Annotated in this window: 12 protein-coding genes; 7 read left to right on the plus strand and 5 right to left on the minus strand. The window is 65.8% G+C overall.

The features are described from left to right. Positions 1–11 precede the first annotated feature (11 nt). From QU44_RS09290 to QU44_RS09320, 7 genes are read left to right on the plus strand one after another with little or no spacing between them, the layout of a single operon-like run. The gene (locus tag QU44_RS09290; RefSeq protein ID WP_033921742.1) at positions 12–1,211 is read left to right on the plus strand and encodes an acyl-CoA dehydrogenase family protein; all 1,200 of its coding nucleotides are present in this window, start codon (positions 12–14) and stop codon (positions 1,209–1,211) included. Then, positions 1,208–2,278, plus strand: coding sequence for an acyl-CoA dehydrogenase family protein (locus QU44_RS17445; protein WP_052134567.1), 1,071 nt, complete (start codon positions 1,208–1,210; stop codon positions 2,276–2,278). The genes QU44_RS09290 and QU44_RS17445 overlap by 4 nt, the downstream gene beginning before the upstream one ends. 55 nt (positions 2,279–2,333) lie before the next feature. Beyond that, a complete protein-coding gene (locus QU44_RS09300; protein ID WP_052134569.1) occupies positions 2,334–3,821 on the plus strand; it encodes a class I adenylate-forming enzyme family protein in 1,488 nt (495 codons plus the stop codon). 24 nt (positions 3,822–3,845) lie between these two features. Beyond that, the gene (locus tag QU44_RS09305) at positions 3,846–5,132 is read left to right on the plus strand and encodes an FAS1-like dehydratase domain-containing protein (RefSeq protein ID WP_033921743.1); all 1,287 of its coding nucleotides are present in this window, start codon (positions 3,846–3,848) and stop codon (positions 5,130–5,132) included. Positions 5,133–5,138: 6 nt separating this feature from the next. Further along, positions 5,139–6,311: an acyl-CoA dehydrogenase family protein gene (locus QU44_RS09310; RefSeq protein WP_033921744.1), complete on the plus strand. Its 1,173-nt coding sequence runs from the start codon at positions 5,139–5,141 to the stop codon at positions 6,309–6,311. Positions 6,312–6,317: 6 nt separating this feature from the next. Next, positions 6,318–7,304, plus strand: a complete 987-nt coding sequence (locus QU44_RS09315) for an acyl-CoA dehydrogenase (RefSeq protein WP_033921746.1) — start codon at positions 6,318–6,320, stop codon at positions 7,302–7,304. 49 nt (positions 7,305–7,353) lie between these two features. Then, a complete protein-coding gene (locus QU44_RS09320) occupies positions 7,354–8,496 on the plus strand; it encodes an acyl-CoA dehydrogenase family protein (protein WP_033921747.1) in 1,143 nt (380 codons plus the stop codon). 62 nt (positions 8,497–8,558) lie between these two features. Here the strand turns inward: QU44_RS09320 and QU44_RS09325 are convergent, their stop codons facing one another. The 5 genes from QU44_RS09325 to QU44_RS09345 form a co-directional block, all read right to left on the minus strand. After that, positions 8,559–10,223 carry an FAD-dependent oxidoreductase gene (locus QU44_RS09325; protein WP_033921749.1) on the minus strand — a complete coding sequence of 555 codons (1,665 nt, stop codon included), beginning with the start codon at positions 10,221–10,223 and terminating at the stop codon, positions 8,559–8,561. A gap of 120 nt (positions 10,224–10,343) precedes the next feature. Continuing rightward, on the minus strand, positions 10,344–12,392 hold the full coding sequence (locus QU44_RS09330) for a 3-hydroxyacyl-CoA dehydrogenase NAD-binding domain-containing protein (protein ID WP_033921750.1): 2,049 nt from the start codon (positions 12,390–12,392) through the stop codon (positions 10,344–10,346). Between the two features lie 70 nt (positions 12,393–12,462). Beyond that, a complete protein-coding gene (locus QU44_RS09335) occupies positions 12,463–13,626 on the minus strand; it encodes an acetyl-CoA C-acetyltransferase (protein WP_033921752.1) in 1,164 nt (387 codons plus the stop codon). A 42-nt stretch (positions 13,627–13,668) separates the two neighbouring features. Then, positions 13,669–14,448, minus strand: coding sequence for an enoyl-CoA hydratase-related protein (locus tag QU44_RS09340; protein ID WP_033921753.1), 780 nt, complete (start codon positions 14,446–14,448; stop codon positions 13,669–13,671). A 63-nt stretch (positions 14,449–14,511) separates the two neighbouring features. Beyond that, a complete protein-coding gene (locus QU44_RS09345; protein WP_033921754.1) occupies positions 14,512–15,459 on the minus strand; it encodes an NAD(P)H-dependent flavin oxidoreductase in 948 nt (315 codons plus the stop codon). Between the last annotated feature and the right edge of the window lie 2 nt (positions 15,460–15,461).

The raw sequence follows: 15,461 nt of genomic DNA on the forward strand, positions 1-15,461 counted from the left end.
TCGAGGAACCCATGGACCTAGGCTATAACCCCGAATATGACGGCTATCGGCAGGCGGTTCGCACCTTTTTGTCGCGCGAATGGCCGTCCGAACGCCCCTCGCGGGAAGCGCGCAAGGCGTTGGAACGCGCGTTCCGGCTGAAGGCGATCGAGGCGGGCTATCTCTATCGCAGCGTGCCCCGCGCCTATGGCGGTTCGGAACAGCCCGTCGATCTGCTGCGCGCACAGATCATCCGCGAGGAATTCGCCCGCGCGAGCGCGCCGATGGAAATTCAGAAACCGGGCGTCAACATGCTCGTCCCGACCTTGCTGGAGCGCGGCACCGAAGCGCAGAAGCAGCGTTTCATCCCGGCGACGATCAACGGCGATATCGCCTGGACCCAGGGATATAGCGAGCCCGCATCGGGCAGTGACCTGGCATCGTTACGGACGCGCGGCGAGCTGGTCGGCGGCGAATGGATCCTGAACGGCCAAAAGATCTGGAGCAGCTTTGCGGGCCAGGCGGATTATATGTTCGCGCTCATCCGCACCGAACCCGATGCACCCACCAAGCATCAGGGCATCAGCTATCTGCTGATCGACCTGAAGCAGCCGGGGGTCACCGTGCGACCGCTCAAGCAGATGAACGGCGGTGCCGAATTCTGCGAAGTGTTTTTCGACGATGCCCGCACCCCCGCCGACTGGATCGTCGGCGCGCGCGGCGAAGGCTGGGCGGTGTCAAAAGCGACGCTCAAGCATGAACGCTCGTCGATCGGCGGCGCGGATCGTACCCAGCAGCGTTTCGATCGGCTGCTGCATCTGGCGCGGACCACGAGGATCGACGGCAGGCCGGTGATCGAGCATCCCGATCTGCGCATCCGGCTCGCGGAGATTTCCGGCGCGCTCACCGCGCTGAAATATTCAAGCTACCGGCAGCTTTCGATGAACGCGCAAGGCGAAAGCGCAGGCATCGTCGAGATGATGGCAAAGCTCTACGCCACCGAAATCGGCCATGCCATCGCCCATGCCGCGCGCGATGTGATGGGCGATGCGTTCCTGCTCGCCCCGCCGCCCGAAGGTACGCGCGGCAGCGGCCCAGAACGCTTCAACAACCAATATATGGGCTCGCTCGGCGTGGCCATTGCGGGGGGAACCTCCAATATTCAGCGCAACATCATTACCGAGCGCGGGCTGGGCCTGCCGCGCGATTCGCAGGTGGAGGCCGTCGCATGAGGTTCGCGCTCAACGAACTCCAGGCGATGCTCCAGGATCAGGCGGGGCGGCTGCTGGACAGCCATGCCAGCCATGACCGGCTGCAGGCGATCGTCGATGGCCATCCCGGCGCTGCCGACGCGGCCTGGCCCGAGTTGAAGGCGCTGGGGCTGGCGGGCCTGTTGCTGCCCGAAACGGCGGGCGGATCGGGCCTGGGGATGATCGAGGCGGCGCTGGTCGCCGAACGGATCGGCTATGCCGCCCTCCCCACGCCGTTGTTCGGCCATTGGGCCGCAACCGCCGCGCTGGCCGGGCAGGAACCGGGTGTCGCGCCCGATATGCTGGCGGCGCTGGCGGCTGGCACCCAGATCGCCACCGTTGCCTTTGGCGAAGCCGGCACGCGCTGGTTGCCAGAGGCGTGGCAGGTGCGGATCGAGGGGGGCCGGGTGAACGGCACCAAGATCTTCGTGCCGGGGGCCGCGACCGCCGATGTCCTCCTGGTGGGCGGCGCCGGCGGCGGCGGCGCGCTGGTCGATGCACGCGGCGCTGGGGTACGGATCGAGCAGGTCGACGGCGTCGATCGTACCCGGCCGATGTACAACGTGCAGTTCGACGATGCCGCCGGGCTGGATATCCCGCAACAGGCGATGCGCCGGGCCTTCGATGCCGCGCTGGTCCTGCTCGCAGCCGATGCCTTTGGCGGCGCGAGCCGGGTGATCGACATGACCGTCGAGTATCTGAAGACCCGGTCGCAATTCGGCACGGTCATCGGCCAGTTCCAGGGCGTCAAGCATCAGATCGCGAATGTCGTCACCCAGATCGAGCCATGTCGGGGTCTGTACTGGTACGCCGCCTATGCGTTTGACAAGGTTCCGGCGGAATCCTCTGCAATGGCGGCGCTGGCCAAGGCGCATCTGGGTGATCGCTTCCTCCAGGCGGCGCGCGACTGCGTCGAGCTGCACGGCGGCATCGGCTATACCTGGGAATATGATCTCCACATCTGGCTGAAGCGCGCGATGGTCGATTTCGCCTGGGGCGGCCATCCCGATGCACTGCGCAGCCATTATGCCGATGCGGTGGGATGGTGATCGGCGGCGCCCCCTTTCAGTCCAGGTCGCAGTTTCTTCACGGGGAGCCACGCCCTTGAGCAATGCCTTGCAACAGCATCTTCAGGCCGTCGCCCGGATCGGCGGCGACGCGCTGCTCGTCGCGGACGGGCGCGATCGGGCGCGGTGGTCCGAATTGCGCCACGCGACACAGGAAGCCGAACGGATCTTTGCCGCGCTGGATCTGCCCGAAGGTTCGGCGATCGGCATCCTGGTGCGCAACGCCGTGCCCAATGCGCTGGCGATCCTCGCCACGCTGTCGAGCGGACGCTGCGCCGTCTATTTCAACGGGCTCCAGCCGATCGACAAGCTGGTGTCGGATATCACTGGCGTCCGCCCGGCGATCCTGCTGGGTGCCGCTGAGGATTTTACCGACGGCCTGCAATCCGCACTGGATCGGCTGGGCGTCGTCGCGGCGCGGGTATCCGCCAGCGGCGACATGACGGCGAATACAGAAACGGTGGTCCGGGCTGGGGATTACCACCGCGTCGCCCCCGGCTCCGCGATCGAAATCCAGACCAGCGGCACGACGGGCACGCCAAAGCGGATCGTATTGCGCGCCGACCTTATCATGGGCAGCATGAAGGAAGGCGCCAGCGCCTATGCCGTCGCCCATTTGCGGGTGAAGCGTTCGCCCACCTTGTTGTTCGCGCCGCTGGGTCATGCGGGCGGAACGTTCGCGCTGTTGCTGTCGGCCTTTGAGGCGCGCCCGACGATCCTGTTCGACAAGTTCCGCATTCCCGAATTTCGCGCGGCGATGGCCGAACACCGGCCCCGTTTCCTCAGCCTGCCGCCGCCGATGCTGCGCATGGTGCTGGAAAGCGACATGACCCGCGAAGAACTGTCGAGCCTGTTGGCGGTGCGATGCGGAACGGCGCCGCTGGCCCCGGCGACGCAGAAGCAGTTCGAGGATCGCTTCGGCATTCCCGTGCTCATCACCTATGGCGCCACCGAATTCATGGGCGCGCTCGCCCGCTGGACGCTCAACGATCATAAGACGTTCATCGACACGAAGCGCGGCAGCGTGGGCCGGATCAGCCCCGATACCGATATGCGCGTGGTCGATGCCGCAACGGGCGAGCCCGTGGCGCCGGGCGAAATCGGCATATTGGAGGTTCGCGGCGCGCGCGTGCAATCGCACGATTGGCTGAAGACCACCGATCTCGCCCGGATCGATACCGATCGGTTCCTCTTCATCGCGGGCCGCGCCGACGATGCGATCATCCGGGGCGGTTTCAAGATCCTGGCGAGCCAGGTCGTGGAGGTGCTCAACCAGCATGATCGGGTCCATGAAGCCGCCGTGATCGGCGTGCCGGACGCGCGGCTGGGCGAAGTGCCGGTGGCCGCAATCGAGCCCAAGGAAGGCGTAGAGCCCCCCACGCCCGAGGAATTGGAGGCATTCGCCCGCAAGCACCTGATTGCCTATCAGGTGCCCGCACAATTCCTGATCGTCGCCAAATTGCCGCGCACCGTGTCGCTGAAGGTCAGTCGGCCCGATGTGCGCGCCCTGTTTGCCAACCGCTGACCATGTTCGCCGAAGGATCCTAAAATGGCTACAACCGCGCCTGAAGAGGCAGCCGAGCACACGCTGGCAGTCATCACCGATGACGATCTGGATCGCGCCCGCGCGCTGATCGGCGCCGATGTCGCGGTGCGTGATCGCCAGTATATCACCGAGGCGACCGAGGATTCGATCCGCAATTTCGCCCAGTCGGCCGGCGACGACAACCCGCTCTATGCCGATCCCGACTATGCCGCCACAACGCGCTGGGGTGGCCAGGTCGCGCCCGGCATCATGGCGGCGGTGATGAACCGCCCGATGCTGGGCGATCCGCTGCCGCCCGAACTCCGGGCCATGAAAAAGGGGCTGTTTCGCGGCATTCACGTCTTCGTGTCGGGCAGCGAATGGCAATGGTATCGCCCGATCCGCCCCGGCGACAAGATCTACAGCTTCGAAGGCGAGGATGGTATCGAGGTAAAGCCCTCTGAATTTGCCGGACGGACGGTCAATAAGTTCCTGCGCACGGTAAAGCTCAACCAGAATGGCGAAGTGGTTGCCACCTATCGCAAGCGTTCGATCCTTACCGAGCGCAAGGCAGCCAAGGAAAAGAGCAAATATGGCGCGATCGAGTCCGCGCAATGGACCGACGATGCTATCGCCGCAATCGACACGATCTTCGAACAGGAAGGTCCGCGCGGCGCCGAACCGCGCTATTTCGAGGATGTCGCCATCGGTGACGCGATGGGCACGATGGCAAAGGGTCCGCTGACCGTCACCGACATCATCGTCTTTCATGCCGGCGGCTATGGCTTTGTGCCCTATGGACTGCTCAGCCATCGGCTGGGCTGGCGGAACCGGCAGCGCATCCCCGCCTTTTACATGAAGAATGCGATGGGCGTGCCCGATACCGCACAGCGCGTGCATTGGGATACCGAACTGTCCCAGCAGACCACCGGCAATCCCCTGCCCTATGATTATGGCGTGATGCGGGAAACCTGGCTTTATCACTTCCTGTCGGACTGGACCGGCGATGACGGGTTCATCGTGCGGATGTATGACGAGGTGCGGAAGTTCAATTATATGGGCGACGTGCAGATCTTCACCGGCAAGGTGGTGGACAAGCGCGAGGAGCAGGGCCGCTGGCTGGTGGACGTCGAAATCGAGAGCAAGAGCCAGCGCGACGTGGTCTGCACCATCTGCCGCGCGACAATCGCCCTTCCCAGCCGCGCGAACGGGCCGGTTATCCTGCCCGATGTGCCGGCGGAATTGCAGCTTCGCGCCACGCAGATGCTGCAGCGCCACGGTGATCTTGTGAAGGCAAAGCAGGCAAAGTAGCGGATCATGGACCTGGATTGGACACTCGCGGATCTACAGTTCCGGCAGGAAGTGCGGGAGTGGTTGCACGCCCATAAACCGTCGGAACGCCGCCCTTCGGCAACTGGCGAGGCCGCAGCCTTTGATCGCGCGTGGCAACGTACCCAGTTTGACGGGGGATGGGCCGGGATCAACTGGCCCGTCGAATATGGCGGGCGCGGGCTGGGACTGATCCAGCAGCTTATCTGGCATGAAGAACACGCCATGGCCGGGGCGCCCGCGCCCGGCGCGATGTTCGTCGCGGTGAACCATGCCGGCCCCACGCTGATCGCCTGCGGCACCGATGCGCAGAAACAGGCGCATCTGAAAGCGATTCTCACGGGGGAATCTTTGTGGTGCCAGGGCTTTTCAGAGCCGTCGGCCGGATCGGACCTGGCCGCGCTGCGCACCCGTGCGGTGATCGACGGCGAGGATCTGGTGGTCACCGGGCAAAAGATCTGGACCAGCTTTGCACAGGTCGCGCAGCAACAGGAACTGCTCGTCCGCACCGGGGAACCGGGCGGGCGTCACCGGGGGCTGACCTGGGTGATCTGCGACATGGCGACGCCCGGCATCGAGATTCAGCCTATCCGCAAGATGACCGGCGAAAATGATTTCGCGACGGTATTCTATGATTCCGCGCGCATTCCGCTGGCCAATGTGGTCGGCGGGATCGACGGTGGCTGGGCCACGGCGATGGCGACGCTGGGCTTTGAACGCGGCACCACGTTCGTCGCCGATGCGATGAAGATGACGGTCGCGCTGGAAAAACTGATCGATCACGCGCGCGATCACCCGTTGCCGGGCAGCAATCGGGCCGCGCTCCACGGTGATGCGATTGTCGAAAAGATCGCCGCCGTGCGCGCCGAACTGGCGGGGCTGCGCGCGCTGAACTATGCCAATCTCTCGCGCTATGCCAAGGGCACGCAGCCGGGGGCGGAATCATCGATCACCAAGCTGATGACCACCGAATGCGCCAAGCATCTCTATGATCTGGCGAACGAAATCCTGGGCCATCAGCTCTTCGACCTGCACGGCGCACACGCCCATTGGGCCTATGATTTCCAAAAGGCGATCATCAACGCCATCGGTGGCGGCACGACGGATATTCAGCGCGAAGTGGTTGCCGATCGCGTTCTCGAACTCCCCCGCAGCCGGTAGGGTCTCATGGATTTTTCAATCAGCGACGACCAGCAGCAGATCCTCGATTCGATCGGGTCCATGCTGGCGCAGGAAGCCGCCTATGACCGGCTGTTCCCGCATGATTTTGACGAGGCCGCCGACGAGGCGCGGCTGATCGCGTTTTCGGCGGAGATGGGGCTGATCGGTTTCGGCGTGCCCGCCACGGCGGGCGGATCGGGCGCCGCGCTCGACGATACGCTGCTGGTCCAGCGCGAGGCGGGGCGGTATATCCTGCCGCTGTCGGTGCCGCTCGCAGCCGCAGCGGCACTGGTGGCGATGGATGCGGGCAACGAAGCGCTGGCGCACGCGCTGGTGGCGGGCACCGAACAGGTAGCGATCGGCTTTGGCGACGATGCGGACGGCACGCGCAGCCTGATGGGGCGCGGCGACATCGTTCTGGCGCCTGCGCAGGGCCGGTTGCAGCTCCTGCGCCTGTCCGGCCCTGCCCCGGAGCATCCCGGCCTGGACCCGGCAACGCCGGTGCGCCGCACGTCCGCGCTGACGCTGGAAGCCGATACCCTATCGGCCGCAACCCTGGCGCAATTCGAGCTTCTCCTGTCCGCCTATCGGCTGGGGCTGGCGGAGGCGGCGCTGCAACAAAGCCTCGCCTTCGCCCGTGAGCGCGAGCAGTTCGGCAAGCCGATCGGCAGCTTCCAGGTGGTCCGCCATCGCTGCGTCGATATGGCCGTGCGGTGCGAAGCGGCACGTTCGGTGCTGTTCTTCGCCGCGATCTGCCTGCGCGATGGCCGGCCCGGCTGGGAATTGCAGACGGCAAGCGCACGCTGGCTGACCGACAAGGCCGCCGTCGAAAATGCCAAGGTCAACATCGTCAATCACGGAGCGATCGGCGTGACGTGCGAGAATATCGGCCACCGCCTGCTCAAGCGCGCGATGTTGTGCAGCACCATCGGCCCCAGCCACGCGGAAACGGCGGCGTGCATCGTCGCGGCGGGATCTTCGCTGCTTTGCTGACGCGCGTTTCGGGGGTGCCGCGCACCGCCCGAAAGAAGGAACAGGACGCATGACCGCACAATTCGACCTCACCGAAGATCAGATCGCCATCCAGGACGCCGCGCGCCGCTTCACCGCCGACGCGATCACGCCGTTCGCGGCGGAATGGGACGAGAAGCACCACTATCCGGTCGATGTGTGGAAGGCGGCGGGGCAGCTCGGCTTCGGCGCGATCTATGTCTCCCCCGAAAGCGGCGGCAGCGGGCTGGGGCGGCTGGAGGCGGCGCTCATCATGGAGGCCATGGCCTATGGCTGCCCCGCGACCAGCGCCTTTATCTCGATCCACAACATGGCATCATGGATGATCGACAGCTTCGGCGATGCCGCGTTGAAGGCGCGCTATCTGCCCAGCCTGGTGACGATGGACCGGCTGGCGGGCTATTGCCTCACCGAACCGGGAAGCGGCTCCGATGCCGCTGCGCTCAAGACCAGCGCCCGCCGCGACGGCGATGCCTATATCGTCAACGGGACGAAGCAGTTCATTTCGGGCGCCGGATATAATGACGTCTATCTGGTGATGGTCCGCACCGGCGACGCAGGCGCGAAGGGCATTAGCTGCCTGGTGGTGGACAAGGACATGCCCGGCGTCTCGTTCGGCGTGCCGGAGCGCAAGCTGGGCTGGAACGCTTCGCCGACGGGGCAGGTGATGTTCGACAATGTCCGGGTGCCCGTCGCCAACCGGGTTGGCGAAGAGGGCGCCGGTTTCCGCTTTGCGATGGCCGGGCTGGATGGCGGCCGCATCAATATCGGCGCCTGCTCGCTGGGCGGGGCGCAGCGCTGCCTGGACGAGGCGATCGGCTATGTGAAGGATCGCCGCCAGTTCGGCAGCGCCATCGCCGATTTCCAGAATACCCAGTTCACGCTGGCCGATATGGCAACCGATCTCGAAGCCGCCCGCGCGCTGCTCTATCTGGCGGCGGCAAAGGTCACGGCGAACGCGCCGGACAAAACGCGCTTTTCCGCCATGGCAAAGCGGCTTGCCTCCGACAATGGCTCGGTCATCGTCGACAAGGCGCTCCAACTCTTCGGCGGCTATGGCTATCTGCGCGACTATCCGATCGAACGGTTCTGGCGCGATCTGCGGGTACACCGCATTTTGGAGGGCACCAACGAAGTGATGCGCCTGGTCATCGCCCGCGATCTGCTGCGCTGAAGTTGCGGGCTGGGGTGCCCCCCGGCACGCCCGGCCCGGCGCGATGAAGCGTGGGCTCAGCGCTATTCCGCTGCGCCCTGTGCCCGATCCGCAGCGTCCATCGCGGCCAGATAGCCGCCGACGAACGACGCACCGATGCTGCATCCGGCCCCGGTATAATGCGGGCCATAAACCGGCGCGGTGCAATTGCCGGTCGCATACAGGCCGTCGATCGCCGTCCCATCGGCGCGCAGCACCCGCGCCGCCGGATCGGCGATCACGCCCCCCGCCGTGCCGCCGTCCCCCGGCCAGATCGGAATCGCCTGAAACGGCGCCTTTTCGATCGGGCCGAGATTGCCGTTGGGCTTCACCGTGGGATCGGCAAAATAGCGCGCATAGGCATTTTCGCCGCGATGATAGTCCAGGTCCACGCCGGTCTTGCAAAAGCCGTTGAACCGGGCGACCGTCGCCTGCAATCCCGCCGGATCGATGCCGCAGGCAAGCGCCAGTTCCTCGATCGTGCGGCCCTGCTTCATCCAGCCGCTTTCGGTCCATTCGGACGGAGTCATGCCCGGCGGGGTGCGGAACCACGGATAGTGGCTGCGGTGCCGCGCATCCATCACATACCAGGCGGGCATCGTCGATGCCGTCGCGTTGCGGGCATAGATCGCATGGCCGATTTCCATGTAGGACGCCGATTCATTCGCAAAGCGATTGCCCGCCGCATCCACCAATATGCCGAACGGCTTGGAAATATCGGCGACATTATGCACCGGCCCGATTCCCGGCGGGATCGAGGTGGGAATCCACCAGGCCTGATCCATGCAGGCGAGTTCGGCGCCCAGCGCCTCCATCCGTTCGATGGCCTCGCCGGTATCGCCGGGATTGGCCTTGGTCCAGTCGACCGACGAAGGTTGCGGCTGGTAGCGCGCCCGCATCTGGGCATTGCGGGCAAAGCCGCCCGCTGCGACCAGCACGCCATGGCCCGCGCGCACCTCGGCCGGCGCGCCGTCCAGCACCGTCTGCACGCCCGCCACGCGACCGTCTTCGATCACGAAGTCGGTCAGCGGGGCGTCCACCCGAATATCGACACCCCGTTCGATGGCGATCTGCAACAGCCGCCCGATCAGCGATCCGCCCGAGCCGACCACCTTGGTGCCGCGAACCTTTTCCTTGGCCACGCGCGTCGCCAGCCGGGTCGCGGTTTCCGCGCCCTTCAGCGTCCGTTTCATCAGGAACAGATGCCGCCCTTCGGAGGTGCGTACCGGCAGCGCGCTCGGGTTGATGCGGAACCGCGCCTTCCACGGCCCCAGATCGTTCAGGTCGAACAATGCCCCCTGCAGCGATCGCCCGCTTTGATGACCGCCGGGGAGATGCGCATAATAATCCGCATATTCGGCGCAATATTCAAACTGCATCCCGCAGTCTTCCAGCAGTGTCACCATCCGGGGGCCTGCTTCCAGAAAGGCGCGGCGGCGCGTAGGCGGCGAGACATGGCCGTTGTCCTGCGTGAAATTCTCCACATAGCGCATCGCCTCCGCCACTGAGTCGCGCTGGCCTTCGCGCTTCATCACCGGATTGTCGGGAATCCACACGATCCCGCCCGAAATCGCAGAAGAACCGCCCAGCAGCGCCTCCTTTTCGAGCAACAGCACCGAAAGCCCCCGCATCCGCGCGGTGATGGCGGCGACCAACCCGCCCCCGCCGCTGCCCGCAACGACGAAATCATAGTGGTGGGGCGCTGCCATGATCGGCTCTCCTGCATCCTGTTCGGTTTCTGCGGCATCGAAAATGCACGCCCGCCAGCATTCGTTGGCAACCGATTTGCAACCTGTCTAACTTGTATATCGGAGCCCGTAAATAGCCGATCAGAGCGCGCTCAGCCGCCCGCCCGCCTGTGCCGTCCGCACCAGCAGCGGGGCAGGCTCGATCCCCATCGTACGCAGCCCCTCCACCAGCGTTTCCAGGCCGATCGTGTCCGCCCAGAACATCGGCCCGCCGGTATAGACCGGCCAGTTATAGCCCAGGATCGCGGCCACATCGATGTCGGACGCGCGCAGGGCGATGCCCTCCTCCAGGATGCGGGCGCCCGCATTCACCACCGGATAGAGCAGCCGCGCGACAATCGCGTCGGCAGTCAGCGGGCCAGCCGGCGCAATATCCTTTGCCCGGCCCAGTTCGGCAATGACCTGCGCGGCAACCGGCGACGGCACGGCACGGCGGTTTTCGTCATAATCGTAAAAGCCGCCGCCGCTTTTCTGGCCCAACCGGCCCAGCGCCACCAGATCGCCGCTCAGCGTCCGCTCCGCATTGTCACGGCCGATCACGTCCAGCCCGACCAGATCCACCATCTGGAACGGCCCCATCGCGAAACCATAATCGAACAGCGCCTTGTCGATTTCCGCCGGACTTGGCCCGGCCATTGCCAGCAGGTCGCCGCGCTTCATATAGGGCTCCATCAGCCGATTGGCGATAAAGCCATGGCACACGCCCGCCAGCACGCTCACCTTGCCGATCCGGCGCCCCAATTCCATCGCCGTCGCCACCACATCGGCGGCCGTATGGGCGCCGCGCACCACTTCCAGCAGCCGCATCACATTGGCGGGCGAGAAGAAATGCATTCCCACCACCCATTCGGGGCGCGTGGTTGCCGCCGCAATGGTGTTGAGATCCAGGAAGGACGTGTTCGATGCCAGGATCGCGCCCGGCTTGCACAGCCGGTCCAGCGTGCCGAAAATATCCTGCTTCACGGCCATGCTCTCGAACACCGCCTCGATCACCAGATCGGCGCGCGCCAGCGCATCGAGCGACAAGGCGGGGGTGAGCAGCGCCATGCGTTGCTCCACCTGTTCCGCCGTCATGCGGCCCTTCTTCGCGGACCCTTCATAGTTGCGGCGAATGACGGCGATGCCGCGATCCAGCGCCTCCTGCCGCAGTTCGACCAGGGTGACGGGGATTCCGATGTTGAGGAAGCACATCGCGATGCCGCCGCCCATCGTGCCCGCGCCGATCACCCCGACAGAGGCGATGGGCAGCGTCGGCACCGATTTGGGAATGTCGGGAATTTTCGACGCTTCGCGCTCCGCAAAGAACATGTGGCGCTGCGCCGCCGATTCGGTGGAGGCCATCAATGCCTCGAACAACGTCCGCTCGCGCGCCAGCCCCTCTTCGAACGGCAAGGTAACCGCCGCTTCGACTGCGCACACGATGCTTTCGGGCGCGCGAAATCCGCGAAAGGCGCGGGCATTCTTCTGGCGGAACGTGTCGAACAGGTCCGGGCGCTGCCGGTCGGCCGCCAGCTTGTCCTCGCGGTCACGGGCACAGACCAGCGGCTTCCCCGCCGCGACCAGATCCTGCGCGAACGCAATCGCGCCGGCGCGTAATTCGCCTTCGGCGACGATCGCATCGATCAGGCCCAGCGCATGGGCCTGGGCGGCGGGAATCGCCCGCCCCGATGTCATCAGATCCAGCGCGCTATCGGCGCCGACGATGCGCGGCAGGCGCTGGGTGCCGCCTGCGCCGGGCAACAGCCCCAGATGGACCTCCGGCAGCCCAACCCGTGCCGAGGCTACCGCGACGCGATAGTGACAGGCCAGCGCCAGTTCGAAACCGCCGCCCAGCGCGGTGCCGTGCAGCGCCGCCACCACCGGCTTGGCACTGGCGTCGATACGCGAAAACAGCGCGTCAAAGTCCGGTTGCGCAAAGGGCTTGCCGAATTCGGTGATGTCCGCCCCGGCGAAGAAGGTGCGCCCTGCGCACAGCACCACGATCGCCCGGACCGCGTCGTCCGCCGCGAAACCGTCAAATCCCGCCGCCAGCGCCTGCCGCACGGCATGGCCCAGGGCGTTCACCGGCGGCGAATCGATCATGATGATGCCGATCCCGTTCTCGATCGAAAACTGCCCTGTGTCGCCCATCCTGCGGCCCTCCTGCATTGCTCTGTCGTTGATCGGCCAGCGCCACAGGCACGGCCCGCATTTCGTCGCGCTACAGCGCCTCGATAATCGTCACATTGGCGATGCCGCCGCCTTCGCACATCGTCTGCAGCCCGTATTTCGCGCCGCGTACGCGCAGGGCATGGACCAGCGTCGCCATCAGCTTGGTGCCGCTGGCGCCCAGCGGGTGCCCCAGCGCGATTGCGCCGCCCTGCACGTTCATCCGCGCCGGATCGGCACCGACATGTTTCAGCCAGGCCAGCGGGACCGAGGCAAAGGCTTCGTTGACCTCATAAAGATCGATGTCGTCGATCTTGAGCCCTGCCCGCGCCAGCGCCCGCAGGGTCGCATAAAGCGGCTCTTCGAGCATAATTACGGGATCGCCAGCGGTGACGGTAAGCCCCACGATCCGCGCCAGCGGGGTCAGGCCATGATCCTTCAGCGCCTGTTCGGAAACCACCATCACCGCCGATGCGCCGTCGCAGATCTGGCTGGCATTGCCGGCGGTGACGGCGCCGCCGGGCATCAGCGTCTTCAGCCCGGCAAGCGCTTCCATGCTGGCATCGGCGCGCACGCCTTCATCGGCACGGTGGGTGATCGGGGTGCCGTCGGCGGTGATCGTCTCGACCGGCTCGATCTCGCGGTCGAACGCGCCAGCCGCAGCGGCGGCGGCGGCGCGGCGATGGCTGTTGAGCGCGAAGGCGTCGAGCTGCTCACGGGTGAAGCCATGCTTCTGCGCAATCGCTTCCGCGCCGTGAAACTGGCTGAAGCCGGGGACGCCAAACCGTTCGAGCACCTTGACGGAAAAGGGGGCCGCCCCGGTTTCGGCCAGCGTCGCGCTGCCCATCGGCACGCGGCTCATGCTTTCCACGCCGCTGGCGATCACCACGTCCTGCGTGCCGGACATCACCGCCTGAGCGGCGAAGTGCAGCGCCTGTTGCGAACTGCCGCACTGGCGATCGATCGACACCGCCGGAACGCTCACCGGCAGGGTGGAGGCCAGGACGGCATTGCGCGCGATATGCGCCGACTGTTCCCCCGCCTGGGTGACACAGCCCATGATGACATCGTCGATCGCGCGCGGATCGATCCCCGTGCGTGCCACGACACCGCTCAGGATCAGCCCGCCCAGGTCATTGGCGTGGATGCCGGACAGCCGGCCGTTGCGCCTGCCGCCCGCAGTGCGGATCGCTTCGACGATATATGCTTCGGCCACGGTGTTTCTCTCCCTCTTGCGGAATGCGTCGTCCGTCCGGGTTCAGCGCCCCCGAAAAGCGGGTTTGCGTTTTTCGGTGAAGGCGGCGACGCCTTCGGCGAAATCCTCGGTCAGCCCGGCGGCGCGCTGGCCTTCGCGTTCGAAGCGCAATGCTTCGGTGAAGGTCGCGTCGAGCGAGCGCCGCATGGTTTCGCGGATAAGGGCATAGGCGCGGGTCGGCCCGGCGGCCAATTGCCGGGCCAGGATCAGCGCTTCGTCGAGCAGCGCCGCATCCTCCACCATCCGGTGCACCAGGCCCCATTGCGCCGCCGTCTCGGCGGGCAGCCGCTCCGCCAGCAGCATGAGCGCCATGGCGCGCTGGCGGCCGATCAGGCGGGGAAGGTGAAAGCTCAACCCGGCATCGGGCACCAGCCCCACCTTGGCAAAGGCCAGCAGGAAATAGGCCGATCGTGCCATCAGCGTCAGGTCGCCCGCCAGCGCAAGCCCCGCGCCCGCCCCCGCAGCCGCGCCGTTGACGGCGACAATCACCGGAATCGGCAATCCCGCAAGCCGCTCCAGCAATGGATTGAGCCCGGCCTCAACGACCTGCCCGGCGTCGCCGGCGGCATTGACCAGGGCATCGCCCTGCAAGTCCGCCCCACTACAAAAGGCCCGCCCCGCCCCGGTAAGCACCAGCGCGCGCGCATCTCTGGCGGCTTCGTTCACGGCGGCCAGCGCGCCGCTGAGCAACGCGCCCGACATGGCGTTCAGCCGATCCGGTCGGTTCAACGTGACGATGGCGACATCGCCGTCGCGCGTGAGCAGCACAGGGTTTTCGGTCATCCCATTTCCTTTTCGCAATCCCGGCGATCTCCTGGCGCCCTTCCCCCTGCGCCGGGATGCGCCCTATGGTTCGTGATTCAGCAATCGCGCGCGCGCCGCCGCATATTCACGGGCAAGGCGTTCAATGCGCGCTGCAGCCGGTTCGACGGCATCGACCACGCCGATGCCCTGCCCCGACCCCCAGATATCCTTCCACGCCTTGCCGAAATCCATCGCGCTGGCGTCGCCTTCCGGCAGATTTTCGGGATCGAGCCCGGCGGCGCGGATGGATTGGCGCAGGTAATTGCCGTGAACGCCGGTGAAGAGGCTGGAATATACGATGTCCGCCGCGCGCCCATCGACGATCGCCTGTTTATACGCCGCCGCCGCATTCGCCTCGGTCGTCGCGATGAACGGGGATCCGATATAAGCGAGATCGGCGCCCATTGCCTGCGCGGCAAGGATCGAGCTGCCCGCGGCGATCGCGCCGGATAGCGCAACCGGCCCGTCAAACCATTGGCGCACTTCCTGCACCAGCGCGAATGGGCTCAGCCGCCCGGCATGGCCACCGGCACCCGCCGCCACCAGGATCAGGCCGTCGGCTCCCTTCTCAATGGCCTTGTGCGCGAAACCATCGTCGATCACGTCGTGCAGCGTAATGCCGCCCCAGCCCTGCACGGCAACGTTCAGTTCAGGCCGCGCGCCCAGCGAGGTGATGACGATTGGCACCTTCCATTTGGCACAGGTCGCGACATCCTCGTCCAGCCTGGGGTTGGAACGGTGAACGATCTGGTTGACCGCATAGGGCGCGGACGGCGTATCGGGATGATCGCGATCCCAGGCGGCGAGCGCTTCGGTGATCTGGTGGAGCCACTCGTCAAGCTGGCTCTGCGGCCGCGCGTTAAGCGCTGGAAACGCACCGACAATCCCCGAAATACATTGTGCGATCACCAGTTCGGGAACCGAAATGATGAACATCGGCGATGCGATCACCGGCAGGCGCAGCCGATCGAACAGCGCTGGCAAGGCCATGA

It is taken from the genome of Sphingomonas sp. 37zxx (assembly GCF_000786205.1).
Classification (GTDB): Bacteria; Pseudomonadota; Alphaproteobacteria; order Sphingomonadales; family Sphingomonadaceae; genus Sphingomonas.